The sequence below is a fragment of the Pandoraea pneumonica genome, assembly GCF_049918595.1.
GTDB lineage: Bacteria > Pseudomonadota > Gammaproteobacteria > Burkholderiales > Burkholderiaceae > Pandoraea > Pandoraea pneumonica_A.
In genome coordinates, this window is record NZ_JBNCRZ010000003.1 from 291,395 (window position 1) to 314,368 (window position 22,974).

Consider the following 22,974-nt stretch of genomic DNA (forward strand, 5'->3'; position numbering starts at 1 on the left):
TCCTCGAGGCTGCGCTTGCCGTGCGGCGCGCATCCACCAACCGCTGGGGGGCGGTTGGCGGACGCGGCTGCCGCGCGAAGCGGCCTTTAGACGGTCATCGGGTTGGGTTTATTCGGATCCAGGTTGTACTTGGCAATCGCTTCGGCAACCTTGCTTGCCGGCAGCGTGCCTTCGTCGGCCAGCGCCTTGAGCGCAGCGACCGTCACCCAGTTACGATCCACCTCGAAGAAGTGACGCAGCTTCTCACGCGTATCCGAACGGCCATAGCCGTCGGTACCGAGCACCACGTAACGACCGCGCACGAACGGACGAATCTGATCAGCGTACGTACGGATGTAGTCGGTCGATGCAATGACCGGGCCACGCGTATCGTTCAGGCACTTCTCGACGTGCGACAGACGCGGCGTCTCGGTCGGGTGCAGAAGATTGTAGCGTGCGACGTCATTGCCTTCGCGCGACAGCTCCGTGAAGCTCGGGCAGCTCCACAGATCCGATTCGACGCCCCAGTCGTTCTTGAGCATCTCGGCCGCAGCGATCACTTCATTGAAGATCGTGCCCGAACCCAACAGCTGCACTCGCGGTGCCTTCTTGTTGTCTTCGCCGCGACGGAACGCGTACATCCCCTTCAGGATGTCTTGCTCAACGCCTTCCGGCATGGCCGGGTGCGCGTAGTTCTCGTTCATCACGGTCAGGTAGTAGTACACGTCTTCCTGATCCTGCACCATGCGGCGCAGACCGTCTTGAACGATCACAGCCAGTTCGAAGGCGAACGTCGGATCGTACGGCAGGCAGTTCGGAATCGACGATGCCCACAGCAGCGAGTGACCGTCTTCGTGTTGCAGACCTTCACCGTTGAGCGTGGTACGACCGGCGGTACCGCCAACCAGGAAGCCGCGGGCGCGCATGTCGCCAGCCGCCCAGGCCAGATCGCCAATGCGCTGGAAGCCGAACATCGAGTAGAAGATGTAGAACGGGATCATCGTTTCGCCGTGCGTCGAGTACGACGTGGCTGCGGCGATCCAATCGCACATACCGCCCGCTTCGTTGATGCCTTCTTGCAGAATCTGACCGTTCTCAGATTCCTTGTAGAACATCAATTGGTCCTGATCTTGCGGGATGTAACGCTGACCAACTTGGCTCCAGATACCGATCTGGCGGAACAGGCCTTCCATACCGAAGGTACGCGACTCGTCCGGCACGATCGGCACGATACGCTGACCCAGCGCCTTGTCCTTGAGCAGCACATTCAGAATGCGCACGAAGGCCATCGTCGTCGAGATTTCACGGCCTTCGGCAGTCGCCTTGAGCAGTGCATCGAAAGCGCTCAGAGCCGGCACCGGCAGCGAAGCGGCCTTGGTACGGCGCTGCGGCAGGTAGCCACCGAGTTCCATACGGCGAGCGCGCATGTACTCGAGTTCCTTCGAACCTTCTTCGAACTTGACGTACGGCACATCAGCAATTTCGTCGTCGGTCAGCGGCAGCTTGAACTGGTCGCGGAATTTCTTGAGCGACTCCACCGGCATCTTCTTTTGCTGGTGGGTGATGTTCATGGCCTGACCGGCTTCGCCCATGCCATAGCCCTTGATGGTCTTGGCCAGGATGACGGTCGGTTGACCCTTGTGCTGCGTTGCCGATTGGTACGCTGCGTAGATCTTGTGCGGATCGTGGCCGCCGCGATTGAGCGCCCAGATATCTTCGTCGGAGTAGTCGGCCACCATGGCCTTCAGCTCAGGCGTATTGAAGAAGTTCTCGCGCACATAGGCGCCGTCCTTCGACTTGTACGTCTGATACTCGCCGTCCACGCATTCCATCATGCGCTTCATCAACAGGCCCTTCTTGTCGCGCGCAAGGAGTGCATCCCAGCGGCTGCCCCAGATGACCTTGATGACGTTCCAACCGGCACCGCGGAATTCCGATTCGAGTTCCTGAATGATCTTGCCGTTACCGCGCACCGGGCCGTCCAGGCGCTGCAGGTTGCAGTTGATCACGAACACGAGGTTGTCGAGGTGTTCGCGTCCGGCCATACCGATGGCGCCCAGCGACTCCGGTTCATCCGTTTCGCCATCGCCCAGGAACGCCCAGACCTTACGGCCCTCGGTCTGCACGACGTTGCGCGACTCGAGGTACTTCATGAAGCGAGCTTGATAGATCGCCATGATCGGGCCCAGACCCATCGACACCGTCGGGAACTGCCAGAAATCCGGCATCAGCCACGGGTGCGGGTACGACGACAGACCGCCGCCATCGACTTCCTGACGGAAGTTCTCGAGCTGGCTCATTTCCAGACGGCCCAACAAGTACGCGCGGCTATAAACGCCCGGCGACGAGTGGCCCTGCACGAACACCAGGTCGCCGCCGTGCTTGTCGGACGGGGCGTGCCAGAAGTGGTTGAAACCGACGTCGTACAGCGTCGCGGCCGAGGCGAACGAGGCGATGTGGCCGCCGACGTTCGTGTCCTTGCCGGCACGCAGCACCATCGCGATCGCATTCCAGCGAGTGTACGAGCGAATCTTGTGCTCGATCTCCTGATCGCCCGGGATACGGGCCTGCTGGTCGACGGGGATGGTGTTGATGTAGGGGGTATTGGCCGAGAACGGGAGATGTTCGCCATTGATACGGGCGAATTCAATCAACTTCTCGAGCAGGTAGTGGGCGCGCTCCGGGCCTTCGGCAGCCAGCACGCCTTCGAGCGAGGCCAGCCATTCTTGCGTTTCTTGGGGATCGGCGTCCGCAGGGGACACGATCTTCAGGGCTTCTTCAGGTACGGCGGACATGGTGTCTCCTTGTCTGTCGTTAGCGGGTTGGCGTAACGGTTGATACCCGCTTCATGGACGGGCCCACCGGCATTTTTACCGGGGCATTGTACGAAGGATATTCCTGCCTTCGCAAGCGAAATTTCAGATTACGATAGTAAATTTCATAGTGCGAAATTCTGTTGCAGTGCACATAAAATCAAGGGCTTGGAGACGACATCTCAACACGGTTTGATCGCGTACCGATCGGTCTCAATTGCGTTTTAAGCGGGCGTCTTACCGAAAAGGTCGGACGCTTCCGAAAAGCAGAGCATGAAAGGCTAAAGCAGCGGGAAAGCGGCCGGCCTGCGCTACAATCTCGCCATGCTTTCGCCACGCCTCGCCAACTCCGCCCCACCGTCCCGGACCGCCGCCACGCCTGCCCGCTCTAACCGCTGGCTGCAAGGGTTCGCGGAGTCGCACTACTACTTGCTGGTGCCGCTGGTCTCCATTGTGATCTTCCTCGTCGTCATGAGCTTGATCCTGTGGAGCCTGAATCGCCGCGAGACGGAACAGCAGCAGGACACGCTGTATCGCAACGTCGCATGGGCACAGCAACAGATCCGCCTGAACATGCTGGCCATTCAGGATCAGATCAGTTCCCTCGCCCGCGATACTGCGGCCAAGCCTCAAGACATCGCACACTTCCAGAACACGGCCAGTGAGCTGATGCAAAATCATGCGGACATCGTCTTCATGAACTGGCTTGATGCCGCACAACGGCCGAAGTGGGCAGTGCCTGCCGATTCGCCGTTTGCGTCGCGCTTGCAGGGCTCCGCGCAACACCCCATGGAAGACGAGCTCCTCGTGGCGTTTCGTGCGGCACGCGACTCCCGACGATCGGCCTATTCCACGTTGATCTATGACGCCTCGGGAGCGAGCTATATCGTCGTCCAAGTCCCGGTGCTGCGCGAGCGCGAGTTTCTCGGCACCATCAGCGCGGTGTATTCCGTCGAAGGGTTGCTGATTCACGAGCTGCCACAAGAGCTCGGCGACAAATTCAAAGTGTCGTTCATCGACACACACAATAACGAATTGGCGACCACGTCGACACGCCCACCATTGCCGCGCGACGTCTCATACGAACTCCTGCTCGACCCGCCCGGCCACAGCCTGGCTGTGCGCATCTATTCGTATCCAGCCGTCGGCAACTTCGTCAATAACACGCTGGTCTGGTTGATTGCCGGGCTGTCATGCTTCGTGCTGTGGAGCCTTTGGAGTCTCTGGCGGCATACGCGCCAGCGTTTCGAAGCCCAGCAAGCGCTGTTCAATGAAACGTCGTTCCGCCGGGCGATGGAAAACTCCATCGTGATCGGGATGCGCGTGCTCGACCTGCAAGGCCACATTACCTATGTGAATCCGGCGTTTTGCCGTATGACGGGCTGGGACGAGCCCGATCTCATGAACCGCGCGCCGCCCTACCCCTACTGGCCGAAGGACGACATCCACGAGATGCAGCGCCGCATCGACATGACGCTGCGCGGCAAGGCCCCGTCGCACGGGTTCGAAATTCGCGTGCAGCGCAAGGACGGCACGATCTTCTATGCCCGGATGTTCGTCTCGCCGCTCGTCGATGCGCATGGCCGCCAAACCGGCTGGATGTCCTCGTTGACCGATATCAGCGAGCCGAAACGCGCACGCGAAGAACTCGCCGCGGCGCACGAGCGCTTCACCACCGTGCTGGAAAGTCTCGACGCCTCGGTGTCGGTGCTCGCGGTCGACAAGGCAGAGCTGCTGTTCGCCAACCGCTACTATCGCCAGTTGTTCGGCACACGCCCGGAAGGTCACCTCGAACTCTCCGGTGGCGGTGAGCTGTCGCCGACCTCGCTCGACCATATCGACATGGTCGACGCGTTCGCCGGGTTGCCGGCCGCATCGCTGACCGATACCGCAGCAGAAACGCAAGAAATCTATCTGCCCACGCATCAGAAGTGGTTCGAAGTTCGGCGCCAATACATCCAGTGGGTGGACGGTCACCTGGCGCAATTGCAGGTCGCCACCGATATTACGGCACGTCGGCACGCAGAAGAATTGGCACGGCAAGAGGAAGAGCGGTTACAGTTCACGGGCCGTCTGACGACGATGGGCGAAATGGCCTCGTCGCTCGCGCACGAATTGAACCAGCCCCTCGCCGCGATCAACAACTACTGTATGGGAACGGCCGCGCTGGTGCGCGCGGGGCGTACATCGCCTGAAACGTTGCTGCCCGCACTGGAAAAAACGTCGCAACAGGCCGTTCGCGCGGGCATGATCATCAAACGCATTCGCGCGTTCGTGAAACGTAGCGAGCCGAAGCGTCAGCCGTCATCTATTTATGAGATCGTGGCGGACGCTGTCGGACTGGCCGAAATCGAGGCACGTAAGCGCCGCGTGCGCATCGTGACCGAACTACCGGCAGGACTGCCACAGATTTACGTCGATCCGGTGCTGATCGAGCAGGTGCTGGTGAACCTGCTGAAGAACGCGGCCGAAGCGATGCACGGCTACACGCCGCCGCCCGGCCAACGACGCGACCTCACGGTGCGCTTGCATGTCGAGCGACGCGACAAGTCGATTGAATTTCAGGTGTCCGACCACGGCCCAGGCGTGGACGAAGCCACCATCGAACGGTTGTTTGAACCGTTCTTCAGTACAAAGTCGGACGGCATGGGCATGGGCCTGAACATCTGCCGCTCCATCATCGAATCGCATCACGGCCGTCTGTGGGTAGAAAACAATGAAGTCGACGGCGTGCGGAATGGTTGTACTTTTTGTATTCTGTTACCGTTAGAAAGCGATACGACATCCGGATCCGGGGGAGGACTATGACGACACCAAACACCAATATCGATCAAGAAACTGTCTTTGTTGTCGATGACGACGAGGCAGTGCGCGATTCGTTGCGCTGGCTACTTGAAGCCAATGGTTACCACGTTCGCGGCTTCGAGAGCGCCGAGCAATTTATTGCGCACTACGACAAACGTCAGGTGAGCTGCTTGATTCTCGACGTGCGCATGCCCGGCATGAGCGGTCTGGAGTTGCAGGAGCAGTTAATCGCTCAGAAGATCAATATCCCGACGATCTTCGTGACCGGCCATGGCGATGTGCCGATGGCCGTCAACACGATGAAGAAAGGCGCGATGGACTTCATCGAAAAGCCTTTCGACGAAGCGGAACTGCGGGCATTGGTGGAGCGCATGCTCTCGAAGGCCCGACAGGATGCCAGCAGCCAACGCGAGCAACAACAAGCCGAGGAACTGCTCGCACGTCTCACTGGCCGTGAGCAACAAGTGCTGGAAAGGATTATCGCCGGCCGCCTGAACAAGCAGATTGCCGACGATCTGGGCATCAGTATCAAGACGGTCGAGGCCCACCGGGCCAACATCATGGAGAAGCTTAACGTCAACACAGTCGCCGACCTGCTGCGTCTCGCCTTGTCCAAACGTTCGTAAGTCTCATCCGATGACAGCCTGCTGGAACCGGCAAATCTGCCGGAACTGGCAGGCCAGCACTGACAACCACCTTGCATTCCCCCAGAGTCGGCGCCTCGCCGGCTCACGCAAGGTGGCTTCTCCCACCACTTCCCGCCACGTCCCGCGCTTCCGGCACTTCCAGCGCGCCGCTATAATACGGTCTTTGCCGTCGACCACCCGCCTGGTTGACGCTGCCGTATCCGGCCTCTCGGGCCAGCCCCCTTCCTTCACACGATATCCACGCACCATGACCGCCACCCTCATCGACGGCAACGCCCTCGCCAAACGCATTCGCGCCGAAGTTGCTACGCGCGCTGCTGCCCTCACCGCCCGCGGCCATCAGCCCGGCCTTGCCGTGATTTTGGTCGGCGAAGATCAGGCCAGCCAGGTCTACGTGCGTAACAAGGTCAAGGCTTGCGAAGACAACGGCCTGTACTCGTCGCTCGACCGCTATCCGGCCGACCTGACCGAAATCGCCCTGCTCGCCCGCATCGACGAACTCAATCGCGATCCGAAAATCAACGGCATTCTGGTGCAATTGCCGTTGCCTAAGCATATCGACAGCCACAAGGTGCTCGAAGCCATCGCCCCGGAAAAGGATGTGGATGGTTTCCATGTCTCGAACGCTGGCGCGCTGATGACCGGTGCGCCGCTATTCCGTCCCTGCACGCCGTATGGGTGCATGAAGATGCTCGAATCGGTCGATTTCCCGTTGCGTGGCGCCGTTGCCGTCGTGATCGGGGCGTCGAACATCGTGGGCAAGCCGATGGCCATGATGCTGCTGCAAGCCGGCGCAACCGTCACCATTTGCAACAGCAAAACCAAAGATCTCGCCGCACACACCCGGAACGCCGACGTGATCGTTGCCGCCGTCGGCAAGCGCAATATCGTGACCGCCGATATGGTCAAGCCGGGTGCCGCTGTGATCGACGTGGGGATGAATCGCGATGACGCCGGCAAGCTGTGCGGCGACGTCGACTTCAATGGCGTCAAGGATGTCGCCGGGTACATCACGCCAGTGCCGGGCGGTGTCGGCCCGATGACCATCACCATGCTGCTGGTCAACACGATCGAAGCCGCCGAGCGCACACTGGGCGCCTGAGGCACCCCCGCCCTCGCAAGCTTGAGGGAAAACGCGGCAGGCGGGTCACCGCCTGCCGCGTTTCTTTTTGACGCCCGGTCCGCAATCACACCGAATCCCGCCCCCACTGCTTGCCGCCATGGCAATCCCCAATCGTTTCGGTTGAAAAAAACGACTGGAAAAATCGCAGGGATGCCCCCACACTCTTCGTAAGCCCCTTCAAGTGGACATCGATCGCATGAACAAGCCGCAAACCAATCCCCTGCTTGATACCGAAGGACTCCCCCGCTTCGCCGATATTCGCCCCGAGCACGTGACGCCTGCCGTCGACGTTCTGCTCGAGCAGGCGCGTGCTGCGGTGGACCGGGCGGCGGATCCGTCGACACCCGCCACCTGGGCCAACATTCTTGACGCCGTGGAAGACGGCACGGAAGGCCTTGGCCGCGCGTGGGAAATCGTCGGGCACCTGAATGCCGTGGCCGATACGCCCGAACTGCGGGCCGCTTACAGCGATAACCTGCCACGCGTTACCGAATTCTCCGCGAGTGTCGGTCAGAATCTCGCCTTGTTCGACAAGTACAAGGCCATCGCCACCGGCCCGGAATTTGCCGGTCTGACGACGGCGCGCAAGAAGATTCTCGACAACGAGATGCGCGGTTTCCGTCTCGGCGGCGCCGAACTGCCCGAGGATCAAAAGCCGCGTTTCGCCGAGATTCAAGAAGAACAAGCGCATCTCGGCAAAGCGTTTTCCGATCACGTCCTCGACGCGACCAACAAGTTCTCGCTGGTGATCACCGACGAGAAGGAAATCGCGGGCGTCCCCGAAGACGACAAAGCAGCGGCTCGTGCCGCTGCCGAGCGCGACGGCGTCGAAGGCTGGAAATTCACGCTGCATTTCCCCTCTTATTTCCCGGTGCTGCAATACGCAGACAACCGCGCGCTGCGCGAAAAGCTCTATCGCGCGAACGTGACACGTGCGTCGGAACTCGGCCCGCAATATGGCAATGGCGAAGCCGATTGGGATAACACCAAGATCGTCGTCGAGCAGTTGGCCCTGCGCCGCGAAGAAGCGCAGATGCTGGGCTTCAAGAACTATGCAGAAGTGTCGCTCGAGCCGAAGATGGCCGAATCACCGGCACAGGTGCTGGAATTCCTTGAAGACTTGGCCAAACGCGCTCGTCCGTACGCCGAAAAAGATTGGGCTGAATTGCAGGACTTCGCCGCCAAGTCGCTCGGCATCGACAAGCTCGAACCGTGGGACACGGCATACGCCTCAGAAAAGCTGCGCCAACAGCGCTACGCGTTCTCCGAGACGGAAGTCCGTCAGTATTTCCCGTTGCCGAAAGTGCTCGATGGTCTCTTCCGCGTGGCGGGAACGCTGTTTGGCGTGACGATTCGCCCGCAGGATGCCGAAACATGGCACCCGGATGTCCGCTTCTTCCGCATCGAGCGCGATGGTGAACTGGTCGCTCAGTTCTACATGGATCTGTTTGCTCGTGAAGGCAAACGCGGTGGCGCATGGATGGACAGCGCACGCACGCGCAAACGCCTGCACGACGGCAAGCTCCAAACGCCTGTGGCGTACCTCGTTTGCAACTTCCCGGCACCGGTTGGCGATAAGCCTGCACTGCTGCCGCATGACGACGTCATCACGCTGTTCCACGAGTTCGGGCACGGCCTGCACCACATGCTCACGCAAGTGGAAGATGCGGGCGTGGCAGGCATTAACGGCGTGGAATGGGATGCGGTCGAATTGCCGTCGCAGTTCATGGAGAACTTCTGCTGGGAATGGGACGTGCTCGAGCACATGACTGCGCACGTCGACACCGGCGCACCGCTGCCGCGTGCATTGTTCGACAAGATGGTCGCTGCGCGCAATTTCCAGAGCGGGCTGATGATGTTGCGTCAGTTGGTGTTCTCGGACTTCGACATGCACCTGCACTACGACTTCGACCCGCGCGGTTCCGAGTCGGTGCTCGAAGTCTCGCGTCGCATCAACGATCGCCTGCACGTGACCCCGCAAGCGGAGATTTCGCGCTGGCCGAACACGTTCAGCCACATCTTTGCTGGCGGTTACGCAGCGGGATACTACAGCTATAAGTGGGCGGAAGTTCTCTCAGCGGACGTCTACGCGGCATTCGAGGAAGCCGCGAAGGTCAGCGGCACCGTGCTCGACACCGCGACGGGGACACGCTACCGCGACGAGATTCTCGCCGTGGGTGGCAGCCGCGAAGCGATGGAATCGTTCATCGCCTTCCGTGGCCGTGCGCCGCAAGTCGATGCGCTGCTGCGACACAGCGGCATGTCGGCGAATTGATTGGATGTGCCTAGGACCGGGCTTGTACGTGCCGGACTAGCCAACCTCCGGGCAGCCATCACTGCGCAGTAGGCAGGGGACCATTGGCCTGTAGGAAGGCAACTTGCAAGCACCACGGGCCGGATATTCCGGCCCGTTTCATTTGCACGAGTGACGTCTGATAAACCGCTCAACTGTCGTCGTCACAGCCGTTCGGACGCCACACATAGCTGTTAGTCTCGCGATCCAGACATCGCGCCGCTTGAAAGCGCACCGTACAGCCATTCTCGTACGTCCGCACGCAATCGCCGTTGGTGCAGCGTGTCTGCATACGCACCACTTGCCCGGTAGGAATTCGACATTGCGGCTGGGGGGCCTGCGCCGCCTGCGGGGGCGGCGGCCGCTTTCCGGGCCGCTGGCCGCTGTCGTACCAGACTTGCGCGGTGTTGATTTCGCACTCGCCCCCGCGTTGGCAGACCACGAAGGCATCCTGCACAGCAGCCGCCTCTTCGTCGCCGAGCGCCACACCAATCTCACCGTTAGACGCATGCACGACCGACCAATAGGCGGGTCCATTGCCAGCCATGATGATTTCGCAATGCCCACCGCGGCGGCTGCCACCGAACTGACTGCGGCACTTACTCAACGCCGCCAGCTTGGCCTTCGCCATCGACGTCTGGTTACCCACGAACACATAACGAAACGTTCCGCCCGATCGGATGCCTGCCACGGCAGCCGCAGCAAAGCTCTGTGTGCTGGCAAATGCCATCACACAGCCCAGTATCGCGAGACTGATCAAGGAAAGGAAACGAAGCCGTATCGTCATGACGGTGCCGCTCGCACGGCGTCTGCGTGGACCGAATAGCGTCATGAGACCACATCGCTCTGTACGACGATGCGGCGAGTAGAAGGGAGTTTTGTCGCCGTTTTTCGCGTTTTCAAACGAAAACAGGCGGCGCACTCGTGAGTGCCACCGCCTGCTTTACGAGGGGCTAGCCTCGCCGGGTTCGCCGCACGGCGATCCCATTACACGTTCAAACGCTCAGGTGCCGCGCTTGATCCACGCCGACAAATTGTGCGGACGCAGCGTGTCGTACTCTTCGAACGGCTGGTGAATCCACGGGTTCGTTGCCAGAAAATCGACGGCGTAGTCCGGGGCCACCTTCGAACAGGCCTTGTGCCAAAGCACGGCCGAACGAACGTCGGTCACCTTCGGGAAGCGCTCCTTCAGGTGCTTGCCCACGCGCTCGAGCGTCACGCCCGAATCGACCAGATCGTCGACCAGCAGCACGCGGCCTTCCAGCTCGCCGCGGGTGATGGTGATGTACTGAGCAATGTCGAGATCGCCGCGAACGGTGCCTTCGGCCTCACGATACGAGCTCGTCGCCAGAATCGCGAGGGGCACGTCGTAGATGCGTGCGAGCTGATCGCCCACACGCAAGCCACCACGGGCCAGACACAGGATCTTGTCGAATTTCCAGTTGGACTCATAGACCTTGAGCGCCAGGCGCTCGATCAGTCGATGGTATTCGTCCCACGAAACCCAGAGGTTCTTATCGTCGTTTTGGGGCAGATTCATGGTGTGCCTTGCCAATCCTACGAGGTCTCAGTTCTTGAACGGGTGACGCAGGAGAATGGTCTCCTCGCGATCCGGACCGGTCGACACCATATCGATCGGAATACCGCTCACTTCTTCGATGCGCTTCAGATAGTTCTGCGCTTCTACCGGCAGTTGATCCCACGACTTCACGCCGAACGTGCTTTGCGTCCAGCCCGGGAAATCTTCGTAGATCGGCTCGCAACGGGCCACATCCACGGCACCGCGCGGCAGGATATCGACCGTCTTGCCGTCGATCTTGTAACCCACGCACAGGCGCACTGTGTCGAGATTGTCGAGCACGTCGAGCTTGGTCATGCACAGACCGGTCACACCGTTGATCTGGATCGAACGCTTAAGCGCAGCGGCATCCATCCAACCAGTACGGCGCGGACGGCCGGTCACCGAACCGAATTCCTTGCCAACCGTTGCCAGTTGCAGGCCGATGGCTTCCTGACGAGCGGGGTTATCCGCGTCGTACAGTTCGCTCGGGAACGGACCTGCGCCAACGCGCGTGCAATAAGCTTTGGTGATACCAAGCACGTAATGCAGTTGCTGCGGACCCACGCCAGCACCCGCCGAGGCAGCACCTGCCACGCAGTTGCTGCTGGTGACGAACGGGTACGTGCCATGATCGATGTCGAGCAGCGTGCCCTGCGCGCCTTCGAACAGCAGCTTCTGACCTTCGCGGTTCGCGGCGTAGAGCATTTGCGACACGTCGGCGATCATCGGACGCAGACGGTCGGCATAGCTCAGCATCGTATCCAGCGTTTCCTGGAAGTCGACGGCCTTCGCGCCCAGATATTGGGTCAGAACGAAGTTGTGATAATCGAGGTTTTCGCGCAGACGGGCGGCGAACGTTTCCGGATCGAACAGATCTTGCACGCGCAGAGCACGGCGGCCGACCTTGTCTTCGTACGCCGGGCCAATGCCGCGGCCGGTCGTGCCGATCTTGCCGGCGCCACGACGCGCTTCGCGCGCCTGGTCGATGGCCACGTGGTACGGGAGGATCAGGGTACAGGCTTCGGAAATGCGCAGACGGCCGCAGACATTCAGGCCAGCGCCTTCGAGCTCTTCGATTTCCTTGAACAGGGCTTCGGGCGAGAGCACCACACCGTTGCCGATGTAGCAGGTGACGCCTTCATGCATGATGCCCGACGGGATCAGGCGCAGAATCGTCTTCTTGCCGCCAATGATGAGCGTATGTCCGGCGTTATGGCCCCCTTGGAAACGCACCACGCCTTGCGCGTGATCGGTCAGCCAATCGACGACCTTACCCTTCCCTTCGTCGCCCCACTGGGTTCCGATAACGACGACATTGCGTCCCTGATTCAAAGCATTGCCGGACATAACAATAGTTGGTTTGGTTAAAAACGTATTCTACCCGTGTTGGGGTACGCTAGTGCCGCTTTTTTCAGCGGATTTCACCGAGGCGTCACAACCCACTGGCCATCTTTCTCGACGAGAACGCGGTCGCCCGTGAACTCCTCGAAGTCTTGATCGTGGCCCGGCAGCATGCGGATGACCACTTCACCGGCGTCGCGCAGGCTCTCGATCTTGGCGCGAAGCCCCGGCACATCGTCCGCGGGCGCCAAAATCGCGTTACTACGCGCTTCCACCGGCGAAATTGCCGCCAATTCACGCAAATCGAGCGAAAAACCGGTTGCCGGACGGTCGCGGCCGAACGCCTGACCAACTTTGTCATAACGGCCGCCGCGCGCAATCGCATTCGGGATACCGTCGACGTACGCCGCGAACATCACGCCGCTGTGGTACTGGTAACCGCGCAAATCGGCCAGATCGATCGACAACGCTGCCTCTCCATCCTTGCTCTGCGACGCCGCCAGATAGGCCAGATCGTCCAGGGCAGCCTTCACGCCCGGCAGGTCGGGCAGCGCCTTACGCGCCCGCGCCAACGTCTCATTGGGCTCGCCGTACAACGTAGTCAACGCCAACAAGGCCTCGCGCACGTGCGCGGGCAAGTCCTTCGTCAGCGCCTGAAGTTGCGGCACATCCTTAGTGGCCAGCGCCCCGAACAACTCGCTCTCCATCGCCTCGGCCACCGGCACGCCTTCGATCAGCGCTTCGAGCACGCCCGCATGGCAAAGATCGATACGAATCTGCTTAAGCCCCGCCAGACGCAGGCAGAACAGCAGGAGCTCCTGAATCTCGAGATCCGCTTCCAACCCACCATGACCGAAGATTTCCGCACCAATCTGGAACGGCTCACGGGTGGCAAGCAGGTTACGAGGACGCGTGAACAGCACACTGCCGGCGTAGCACAGGCGCGTCACGCCCTTGCGATTGAGCAAGTGCGCGTCGATACGGGCAATCTGCGGCGTGATGTCGGCACGCAGGCCCATCGTGCGGCCCGAGAGCTGATCGACCAGCTTGAACGTGCGCAGATCGAGGTCGTGACCGGTGCCGGTGAGCAGCGATTCGACGTACTCGAGCATCGGCGGCATCACGAGCTCATAGCCGTAGGTGCGGAAACGATCGAGCATGAGCCGGCGCAGATCTTCGATCTTGCGCGCCTCGGACGGCAACACGTCGGCGATATTTTCAGGGAGTAGCCAATTCGGCATGGGTATTTCGGTATTCAGACGGCGCGCAAAGCGCACCTTTTAGTGATCGGCCAGCAGCATCAGAATCAGCCCCAGCGACACGGCGGCCAGGCCGAAGAATCGGATCTGGCCGGACGGCATTTCCGTTATTTTACGAAAACTTTGTCGCCACCGGTCCGGGGCGACGAACGGAAACAAGCCCTCGACAATCAGCATGAGGGCCAAAGCGAGAATGAGGGTGCTGCTGGTCACAGGGGGACTCGGCCAAAATGCCACCGCCCGCGGTTGACGCGGGCGGTGACGGCTACTCGGGTGTCAAGGGGGCTATTTTCCCGCTTTTCCGGCTGACGCGCCAGCACCGCCCGAACTCCGCATGAAACGGAAGAAATCGCTGTTCGGATCGGCAATGATCACGTCCTTCTTGTCGCGGAAGGTCGCCTTGTAAGCCTCGAGGCTTTGGTAGAACTGGGCAAACTGCGGATCGCGGCCAAACGCCTGAGCATAGATGTTGGCGGCGGCGGCATCGCCCTCGCCCTTCACTTGCTGTGCCTTGGCGTAGGCTTCGGCCACCACGACATCGCGTTGACGATCGGCATCGGCGCGAATCTGCTCGGCTTCCGCAGCACCGGTCGAACGCAGTTCGTTCGCCACGCGCTTACGCTCGGCAGCCATCCGGCTATACACCGAATCGCTGATGCCGGCCGCCAGATCGACACGACGCATACGCACGTCGACGATCTCGATACCCACTTGCGCGGCGTCCTCACCAACCTTCTGCTTCACCCACTGCATGACCTGTTCACGCTGCGACGACACGACTTCGGTCACCGTGCGCTTCGTGAAGGCCTCTTGCAGCGCCGAGCGGATCTGCTGCGTCAAACGATCTTGCGCCAGACGGTTATCGCCCTTGAAGCTCACATAGAACTTGCGCGGATCGACAATGCGCCACTTCACGTACGAGTCGACGATCAGGTTCTTCTTCTCGGCCGTGATGAAGCGCTCCGGCTCCGGGTTGTCGATGGTCATGATGCGCTTGTCCAGATACAGCACAGTCTGGAGCGGCGGCGGCAACTTGAACTTCAGGCCCGGCTGGCCGTAGACATCTTTAATTTCGCCGAGCGAAAACACGACGGCATAACGACGCTGATCCACCACGAACATGGTCGAGGCGAGCACGATCAACAGGACGATCAGCGCGACAATAATGGTTCCAATACGGTTCATGCGCTTATCCCCTTAGCGTGAATCGCGGTCGCGGTTGCGCAGTGCCGCGCGCGATCGATCATGGTCGACATCCGTGGCATCGTCGGCAGCCGCCGAGCCCGTCGCAGCGTTCGTTCCTGCACCGGAAGCCGGCGCAGGCGTCGAGGCATCGCTGCGTGTGCGATCCATGATCTTGTCCAACGGCAAATACAGCAGGCTGTTGTTCTTCGAGTCCACCATGATCTTCGTGGTGCGCGAGTAGATCTGCTGCATCGTATCGAGATACATGCGCTCGCGAATCACGCCAGGTGCCTTTGCATAGGCTTCCTGCACCGACTTGAAGCGATCGGCATCACCTTGCGCCTGCGACACGACGCGCGCCTTGTAACCGGCCGCCTCTTCCGTCAGACGCGATGCCGTACCCTTGGCACGCGGAATCACGTCGTTGGCGTAGGCCTGTGCTTCGTTCTTGGAGCGCTCCAGATCCTGACCGGCCTTCACGGCGTCATCGAACGCGGCTTGCACCTGCTCAGGCGGCTGCACGCTTTGCATCGTCACGCTCGTGACGAGAATGCCCGTTTTGTAGCCATCCAGAATGCGCTGGATCGACGTGACCAATTCGTTGGCGATTTCTTCGCGGCCCGAATAGAGCACGAAGTCCATCTTGTTCTTGCCCACGATTTCGCGCACGGCGGTCTGTGCGGCAAGATTCACCGACGATTCGGCGTCCACGTTATTGAACAGGAACTCGGTCGCGTCCTTGATCCGGTACTGCACGGCGAAGCGCACGTCGATGATGTTTTCATCACCGGTGAGCATCGACGAGTCCTTCAGACCGGTATCGCGAACCGTGCTCGAACGGCCGATTTCGACCGAACGAATCTGCGACATGTTCACGATCTCGACCGCCTGAATCGGATACGGCAGGCGCCACTGAATACCCGACGTCGTCGTGTATTTGTACTTACCGAATTGCGTGACGACGCCGACCTGACCTTCCTGCACGATGAACACGCCCGTGGCGAGCCAGATCAGGAAAGCGATGGCGACCACGATACCCACACCAATGCCCGAGCCGCGCGAGCCGCCCGAGTAGTTGTTGGTACCACCGCCATTGCCGCCGCCACCGTTCTTACGACCGAAAATGCGGTTCAGACGGCGATTGAAGTCACGCCACAGTTCGTCAAGATCGGGCGGGCCGTCCTGCTGCGGACCTTGCGGTCCACGCTGCGGCTCTTTCTGATCTTGAGAATTCGGATTATTCGAACGGTCGGGCCGATTCGGCTCCTGATTGCCGGACGGCGTATCACCGCCGCCGTCCCGCCCCCAGCGCGGGTCGTTCAGGGAGAAAGTCAAGCCAACTCGTCGCATCAAAGCTCTTGGAAGCATAGGTAGAAGCGTGGTGACTGAAGCGGTCTTGGCGTTGCGACCGGCGCGCCGCGTTTCGGAGCGCGCATGTTGCCGGTTCGCGCGTGGTTCCCGAATCTGGTTTGCCGATCGGCGGCCTTGCCCGGCCTCCGTCTAGTCTCTTGCCAGTTCGTCGCTCGTTTCAAGCTGCGCTGCCAGTGTTCCCCGCGGCAGCCTCACCCTCACGGTGCGACGTCTCGTGTTATCTGTCTTCTGCGCGCGGCACATCTTCCCAACGGTCGATGAGCCGGACATCGGGCGCTTCGTGCTGCGATTGTAACCCAGCAGTGCCGGCCACAACCGCCTCGGTAATGGCCTCGCGCAGCAGATCGAGGCCTTGACCGGCACGCGCGCTCAAAAACACGCGCGTGATGCGTCCGGTCTCGTCCCGTTCGATTCTCGGTCCTTGGGCGGCCAGTTCCGGCACCGCGTCGATCTTGTTCCAGACCAGAATCTGCGGGATGTTCGCCGCATCGATCTCCGCCAGTACGGCGTTGACCTCGGCCATCTGCTCCTTGCGCACCTGACTCGAGGCATCCACCACATGCAGCAGCATGTCGGCGTGTACCGTCTCCTCAAGCGTCGCCCGGAATGCCGCCACCAACTGGTGAGGCAACTCGCGGATGAATCCGACAGTATCCGATAGCACGATGTTCCCGACGTCGCCCAGATAAACGCGACGCGACGTCGTGTCGAGGGTCGCGAAAAGCTGGTCAGCCGCGTAGGCATTGGCCTTGGTCATCGCGTTGAACAGCGTGGATTTTCCCGCGTTCGTGTATCCGACGAGTGAAATCGACATCGTGCCGCTGCGCTGACGCGCCCGGCGCTGCGTATCGTGCTGACGCTTGAGCCGCTCAAGACGGATGCCCAGTGACTTCACGCGCTCGCCGAGCAGACGGCGGTCGGTCTCGAGCTGCGTCTCGCCAGGCCCGCGCAGGCCGATACCGCCCTTTTGACGCTCCAGGTGGGTCCAGGCGCGCACGAGGCGCGTGGACAGGTACTGCAATTGCGCGAGCTCGACCTGCAACTTGCCTTCGTGACTCTTCGCGCGTTGGGCGAAGATGTCGAGAATCAGGCTAGTGCGATCGACGACGCGAGTTTGCAGCAGGTGTTCGAGGTTACGCTGCTGACCCGGGGTCAGGGCGTGATTGAAAATGACCAGATCGACGTCGTACTCGGCGATCGCGGCGCGCAGTTCTTCTGCTTTACCGCTGCCGATAAACAACTTGGCATCGGGGCTATGGCGACGACCGGTAATGCTCACGACAGGCTTAGCGCCTGCGGATTTCGTCAGAAGGTCAAGTTCTTGGAGGCTGGCTTCGAAATCGAGCTTGCCGAAATCGATGCCGACGAGGGCGGCGTTTGTGGTCAAACTACGCAGGGGATGGGTTTCGTGACTGTTGGACAAGAGGCGGGATGGCGGGAAGAGAAATTCGCCCGGCCGGAGAAACTCCCGGTCGGGCGAGCCTGAATCAGGACTGCTCGGCTTCCGGATGGAAATTCACCGGACGCGCAGGCACGACCGTCGAAATGGCGTGCTTATAAACCATTTGGGTGACCGTGTTACGCAGCAGGACGACATACTGGTCAAACGACTCGATGTTTCCCTGCAGCTTGATACCGTTGACCAGATAGATCGAGACGGGAACATGCTCCTTACGCAAGGCGTTCAGAAACGGGTCTTGTAGAAGTTGCCCTTTGTTGCTCATAAGTTACTCCATTGTATTTTTAGCAAATGACCGTACGCCAGGGCGTGTGCGCGCTTCCCACCCTGACTCCCACACTATAGCCGATTTTGCTAGCGTCGCCAGCAAAACCCCGCCCCAGGCGGGCTTTCACTCGCCCTTGGCGTAAGGGTTCGCGCTGTTCCGGAACTCTATGCGTAATGGAGTCCCCTTCAACTTAAAAGTTTCGCGGAAACGGTTCTCTAAGTAACGGCGATAGCTGTCGGTCACACCATCCAGATTGTTCCCGTGGATGACGATGATCGGCGGGTTCGAGCCCCCTTGGTGCGCGTAGCGCAGCTTGGGACGCGAGAAGCCTGAACGGCGCGGCTGCTGGTGCTCCACGGCCTCTTCGAGGGCACGCGTGAGCTTCGGCGTGGGCAGCTTGCTCATCGCCGCTGCGTATGCCTCGTCCACCGAGCGCATCAACGCACCGATGCCGGTCGCACGCACGGCGGAAATGAAGTGGAAGCTGGCGAAGCCGAGGAATTTGAGCTTACGCTCCAATTCCTGTTTGGTTTGGTCGCGCGTGTATTCGTCGAGACCATCCCATTTGTTCACACCCACCACGAGTGCACGGCCCGATTCGACGATGAAGCCTGCGATGTGCGCATCCTGATCCGAGATGTCCTGACGGGCATCGAGCATCAGAATCACCACATTCGCGTCGGCGATCGATTGCAGCGTTTTCACAACCGAGAACTTCTCGACGGCTTCGAACACCTTGCCGCGACGACGCAGACCCGCCGTGTCGATCAGCGTGTAGTTCTTACCTTGCCGTTCGAACTCGATGTGAATCGAATCGCGCGTGGTCCCCGGCATATCGAACGCGATCACGCGCTCTTCGCCGAGCAGCGTGTTCACGAGCGTCGATTTGCCGACGTTCGGACGGCCGACGATCGCGATCTTCACACGGCCATCGCCCTTCTCTTCGGTTTCGTTCTCGTCCTGATTGGCGTAGAACGGCGCAATCGCCTCGTCGATGACTTCTCTGACGCCATCGCCGTGGGCCGCCGAAATCGCCAGCGGATCGCCCAGACCGAGTTCGTAGAAATCGTTGGCGACCGTGGTGTACTTCATGCCCTCGGCCTTGTTGACCACGAGCATGATCTTGCGACCGGTCTTGCGCAGATACTCGGCAATGATCTGGTCTTGCGGCGTGAGACCCTGGCGGCCGTCGACGATGTAGATCACCACATCGGCTTCGACCACGGCCTGGCGCGTCTGCTTGGCCATCTCATGGAAGATGCCGTCTTTGGCGACCGGTTCGAAACCGCCGGTATCGATGACCAGATACGGATGCTCGCCAACACGCCCCTCGCCATAGTGACGGTCGCGCGTGAGCCCGGGCATGTCGGCGACGAGTGCGTCGCGCGAGCGGGTCAAACGGTTGAATAGCGTCGATTTGCCGACGTTGGGGCGCCCTACGAGCGCGATCACGGGTTTCATGAATAAGCCCTAAAAACGAATACGGCCGGCGCGCTGCCGGCCGTTCCCGGAAAATGCCCGGGTGCTGCCGAACCGGTTACTCCGGACGGAAGCCGTAGATGTTGCCGTCGCGCGTTTGCACCACCAGCGTTTGGCCGGCGAGTACCGGCTGTGCGCTGATTGCGCCGCTAAGCTTCACGCGGGCGAGAATATCGCCGTTGTCACGCGACAGGAAATGCAGATAACCCTGCTTGTCGCCTACCACCACCACACGGCCAAGGGCCAGCGGTGCCGACAGGTCACGATACTTGAGTTTGTCGTTCTGCCACAGTGTACTGCCATCGGCCGCATTGAACGCGTAGACGGCACCATCGGTATTGACCGCTGCCACCACACGCTCGTCCTGCGTCACGCCGTTCGGCGACGAGAAGTCGCGTGCCCACAGACCGTTGCCGGTCTGCACGTCCGCGCAGCCCACACGACCCTGGAACGTCGCGCCGCACACCTGACGGCCGAACACGACCGGCGCGCCCGTCACGTCGTTCACACGCTCGACTTCGGTCACACCCTTCGGATACGACAGCGGCGTCACCCACAGCGGGTTGCCGGTGTTGGCGTCGAGCGCCACCATCTTGCCGCCCGGGAAGCCGGTCACCACAGCACGATCGCCCAGGAACGTCATCCCCGTGCCGGTACGCAGCGTCAGCGTCGACGTCGGCTGCGAGTATGACCAACGCACCGAACCGGTGCCCGAGTCGAACGCCGTCACGCGATTGTTGATCGCACGCACGACCACCAGACCGCGGCCGACCAGCGGCGTGGTCAGCACTTCGCTGCCCGCGTTGGCCTTCCACGACTGCTTGCCATCGTGATCGAACGCGATGACGTCACCCTTCTGCGTGGCGACAACCGTCGTCTCGCCATCGCTACCCGGGCCCGCCGTGATGCTGGTATCGGCCTTCGCCGACCAGGTGGAAGCGCCGGTGTCGGCAGCCACACGCACGATGCTGCCATTGGCACCTGCCACAAACACGGCATTACCGACGGCCACCGGAGCGAAGCTGTACGCCCCCGCCTTGCCCACGCTCGCCGTCCAGATCTGTTTGACGGTCAACGCCTGCTTGATCTCCGTGAGCGGCGTCGGCTCATGCGCCGGCTTGCTGCCGAAGAGTCCGCAACCACCCAGCGTGCCGAGCACCGCGAGCGTCAGCACGGCGCTGCCCGCGCGCTGGAAAAGGCCACGGCGCGCCGCATCGGACTGCGACTCAGCCTGCGTGTTCGACATCGATCGACGGAAGTCGTTAAGGATCATCATGTACCCGGTTATGCGTTATGGGAGGGTAATACTGCCAATGAAAAACCGGCGCGCCTCAAGCCCCCAGCGCGTCGAGCTTGAACTGCACGAACTGGCGCATGCCCGAATCCTGCTTGTCGAGCTTGTCGAGTGCCAGCTTGTAAGCGGTGCGTGCGTCGGCCACCTTGCTTTGCGCTACGAGCACATCGCCACGACGATCGGCAAACAGCCCCTCATACGGTGCAGGCGGGCTGTCGAGCATTTTCAACGCTTCGTCGTAGGCCTTCTCGTCGAGCAACACACCGGCCAGACGCAGCTTGGCCAGTTGCTTGTACTCGTCGTCCTTCGCGTTCGACACGGCCCATTGCAGCTGTGCCTTCGCACCCGCCACGTCGCCCGCATCCGAGAGCGACTTGGCAGCCAGCAGCGCCGTCATTTGCGCGTACGGCGTGCCGCCGAACTTGCCTTCCATATCCGACGCGATGCGGGTGACTCTCGCCTTATCCTTCGCGTCGATGGCCGTGGCCAGTTCGCCGTACAGCACGCCCGCCTCGACCGTCTGCTTGCGCTCGTAATAGCGCCACAGATTCCAGCCGCCATAGGCCAGCATGATGACGACCAGCGTCCAGACAACGTAATTGCCATACTGCTTCCACCAGGCCTTTACGTTCTCGATCTGTTCCTGTTCCTCGTGATAGCTGCTCATTCGCCGGGGCTCTCCGTGTCTGGCGTCTTGGATTAGTGAATCGTTTCGTTGCCTGCGCCATCGCTGGCCAGACTTTCGTTCACGCTTTCGTCGGCACTCGCGACGATGGCGTCGATCAAGTGCTCGGCGAGACCATCGAACGGCACGCTCGTCTGATTGTTCGACGCATCGGCCGCACGCAGGTGTTTCACCACCACCGTGCCCGAGGCCACTTCGTTCTCACCGACGATGATCGCGAAGCTCGCGCCGCTCGCGTCCGCACGCTTCATCTGCGACTTGAAGCTGCTGCCCTTACCGTCCGGGCTGCAATGGAACACGACGTTCAGGCCAGCATCGCGCATGCGCTCCGCGGCGATCATGGCCGGTGCCACCGCGGCTTCGCCCTGGTGCACCACATACACGTCTGCACCTTCGGCTTGCGGCACGAGATCGTCTTCACGCAGCAGTTCGAGAATGCGCTCCACGCCCATCGCCCAACCGCATGCCGGTGTCGCGTCGCCGCCCAGTTGCTCGATGAGCGGATCGTAACGTCCGCCACCTGCCACCGTGCCTTGCGCGCCGAGCTTATCGGTCACCCACTCGAACACCGTCAGATTGTAGTAGTCGAGACCACGTACCAGACGGGGGTTGATAGTGAACGGAATGTTGTTCGCCTTGAGCAACGACTGCACGCCTTCGAAATGCTTGATCGAGTCTTCGCCGAGGTAGTCGATCAGCTTCGGTGCGGCTTCGACCATCGCTTGCATCGCCGGGTTCTTCGTATCGAGTACGCGCAGCGGGTTGGTGTAAAGACGGCGCTTGCCATCTTCATCGAGCAGATCGACGTGCTTCTCGAGGTAGGCGATCAGGTCGGCGCGGTGACGCGCACGCTCTTCGCCCTGCCCCAGCGAATTGAGTTGCAGATGAATGCCGGTCAGGCCGAGATCATCCCACAGGCGCTGGCACATCAGAATGATTTCGACGTCCGCATCCGGGCCAGCGAGACCGAGCGCTTCCACGCCCACCTGGTGGAACTGGCGATAGCGGCCGCGTTGCGGCTTTTCGTGACGGAACATCGGGCCGAAGTACCACAGGCGCTTCGGGCCGCTGTACAGCAAATTGTGTTCGAGCGTCGCGCGCACGGCAGCAGCCGTGCCTTCCGGGCGCATCGTCAGTTGCTCGCCGTTGAGCGAATCGGTGAAGCTGTACATCTCTTTCTCGACGATATCGGTCACTTCGCCGATGCCGCGTGTGAAGAGTTGCGTGTGCTCGATGATCGGCGTACGGATCTGCTGATAGCCGTACGCGCGCAACATCGCGCGCACCGATTCTTCAAAGAACTCCCACAGGGCTTCATCCTGCGGAAGAATGTCGTTCATGCCCTTCACGCCAGCCAGCTTGGCGAGGCGCTTCTTCTTTTCTTCAGTCATATTCTCTTTGTCCTGCCCGCT

At 60.9% G+C, this 22,974-nt stretch carries 17 protein-coding genes and 1 pseudogene; 4 read left to right on the forward strand and 14 right to left on the reverse strand.

Translation table 11 applies throughout. The features are described 5' to 3' along the window. Positions 1-86: 86 nt before the first annotated feature. Positions 87-2,774 (reverse strand): pyruvate dehydrogenase (acetyl-transferring), homodimeric type, encoded by a 2,688-nt coding sequence (gene aceE, locus ACPWR9_RS13845; protein WP_426298478.1) that lies wholly within the window; start codon positions 2,772-2,774, stop codon positions 87-89. A gap of 342 nt (positions 2,775-3,116) precedes the next feature. Between aceE and ACPWR9_RS13850 the strand changes: the two genes are divergently transcribed. From ACPWR9_RS13850 to ACPWR9_RS13865, 4 genes are all read left to right on the forward strand, one after another. Continuing rightward, positions 3,117-5,600 (forward strand): PAS domain-containing sensor histidine kinase, encoded by a 2,484-nt coding sequence (locus tag ACPWR9_RS13850; protein ID WP_426298480.1) that lies wholly within the window; start codon positions 3,117-3,119, stop codon positions 5,598-5,600. Further along, a complete protein-coding gene (locus tag ACPWR9_RS13855; protein WP_426298482.1) occupies positions 5,597-6,223 on the forward strand; it encodes a response regulator transcription factor in 627 nt (208 codons plus the stop codon). Before ACPWR9_RS13850 ends, ACPWR9_RS13855 begins: the two co-directional genes overlap by 4 nt. Before the next feature lie 268 nt (positions 6,224-6,491). Further along, the gene (gene folD / locus ACPWR9_RS13860; RefSeq protein ID WP_426298484.1) at positions 6,492-7,346 is read left to right on the forward strand and encodes a bifunctional methylenetetrahydrofolate dehydrogenase/methenyltetrahydrofolate cyclohydrolase FolD; all 855 of its coding nucleotides are present in this window, start codon (positions 6,492-6,494) and stop codon (positions 7,344-7,346) included. A 217-nt stretch (positions 7,347-7,563) separates the two neighbouring features. Beyond that, the gene (locus ACPWR9_RS13865) at positions 7,564-9,642 is read left to right on the forward strand and encodes a M3 family metallopeptidase (RefSeq protein ID WP_426298486.1); all 2,079 of its coding nucleotides are present in this window, start codon (positions 7,564-7,566) and stop codon (positions 9,640-9,642) included. A gap of 169 nt (positions 9,643-9,811) precedes the next feature. Here ACPWR9_RS13865 and ACPWR9_RS13870 read toward each other — a convergent pair whose 3' ends face one another. The 13 genes and pseudogenes from ACPWR9_RS13870 to hisS all read right to left on the reverse strand — a co-directional run bounded on the left by ACPWR9_RS13870 (position 9,812) and on the right by hisS (position 22,953). Next, positions 9,812-10,447 carry a DUF4189 domain-containing protein gene (locus ACPWR9_RS13870; protein ID WP_426311998.1) on the reverse strand — a complete coding sequence of 212 codons (636 nt, stop codon included), beginning with the start codon at positions 10,445-10,447 and terminating at the stop codon, positions 9,812-9,814. A 216-nt stretch (positions 10,448-10,663) separates the two neighbouring features. Then, positions 10,664-11,200, reverse strand: coding sequence for a phosphoribosyltransferase (locus ACPWR9_RS13875; protein ID WP_039374700.1), 537 nt, complete (start codon positions 11,198-11,200; stop codon positions 10,664-10,666). A 27-nt stretch (positions 11,201-11,227) separates the two neighbouring features. Then, on the reverse strand, positions 11,228-12,568 hold the full coding sequence (locus tag ACPWR9_RS13880; RefSeq protein WP_426298490.1) for an adenylosuccinate synthase: 1,341 nt from the start codon (positions 12,566-12,568) through the stop codon (positions 11,228-11,230). A 74-nt stretch (positions 12,569-12,642) separates the two neighbouring features. After that, positions 12,643-13,803, reverse strand: a complete 1,161-nt coding sequence (locus ACPWR9_RS13885) for an ATP phosphoribosyltransferase regulatory subunit (protein ID WP_426298492.1) — start codon at positions 13,801-13,803, stop codon at positions 12,643-12,645. Positions 13,804-13,842: 39 nt separating this feature from the next. After that, complete coding sequence (locus ACPWR9_RS13890; RefSeq protein WP_058379249.1) at positions 13,843-14,034, reverse strand: DUF2065 domain-containing protein; 192 nt, start codon at positions 14,032-14,034, stop codon at positions 13,843-13,845. A gap of 72 nt (positions 14,035-14,106) precedes the next feature. Continuing rightward, positions 14,107-15,006, reverse strand: a complete 900-nt coding sequence (gene hflC / locus ACPWR9_RS13895) for a protease modulator HflC (RefSeq protein WP_150678628.1) — start codon at positions 15,004-15,006, stop codon at positions 14,107-14,109. Between the two features lie 12 nt (positions 15,007-15,018). After that, on the reverse strand, positions 15,019-16,374 hold the full coding sequence (hflK, locus tag ACPWR9_RS13900) for an FtsH protease activity modulator HflK (RefSeq protein ID WP_426298494.1): 1,356 nt from the start codon (positions 16,372-16,374) through the stop codon (positions 15,019-15,021). A 310-nt stretch (positions 16,375-16,684) separates the two neighbouring features. Then, positions 16,685-17,764: pseudogene (hflX, locus tag ACPWR9_RS13905) on the reverse strand (GTPase HflX); the annotation flags it as partial. Positions 17,765-17,864: 100 nt separating this feature from the next. Continuing rightward, positions 17,865-18,101 carry an RNA chaperone Hfq gene (hfq, locus tag ACPWR9_RS13910; protein WP_010807283.1) on the reverse strand — a complete coding sequence of 79 codons (237 nt, stop codon included), beginning with the start codon at positions 18,099-18,101 and terminating at the stop codon, positions 17,865-17,867. A gap of 126 nt (positions 18,102-18,227) precedes the next feature. Next, on the reverse strand, positions 18,228-19,565 hold the full coding sequence (gene der, locus ACPWR9_RS13915; RefSeq protein ID WP_426298496.1) for a ribosome biogenesis GTPase Der: 1,338 nt from the start codon (positions 19,563-19,565) through the stop codon (positions 18,228-18,230). Positions 19,566-19,641: 76 nt separating this feature from the next. Beyond that, a complete protein-coding gene (gene bamB / locus ACPWR9_RS13920; protein WP_426299354.1) occupies positions 19,642-20,829 on the reverse strand; it encodes an outer membrane protein assembly factor BamB in 1,188 nt (395 codons plus the stop codon). 85 nt (positions 20,830-20,914) lie between these two features. Next, the gene (locus ACPWR9_RS13925) at positions 20,915-21,544 is read right to left on the reverse strand and encodes a YfgM family protein (RefSeq protein WP_426298498.1); all 630 of its coding nucleotides are present in this window, start codon (positions 21,542-21,544) and stop codon (positions 20,915-20,917) included. A gap of 32 nt (positions 21,545-21,576) precedes the next feature. Then, positions 21,577-22,953: a histidine--tRNA ligase gene (gene hisS, locus ACPWR9_RS13930; protein ID WP_426298500.1), complete on the reverse strand. Its 1,377-nt coding sequence runs from the start codon at positions 22,951-22,953 to the stop codon at positions 21,577-21,579. Positions 22,954-22,974: the final 21 nt, after the last annotated feature.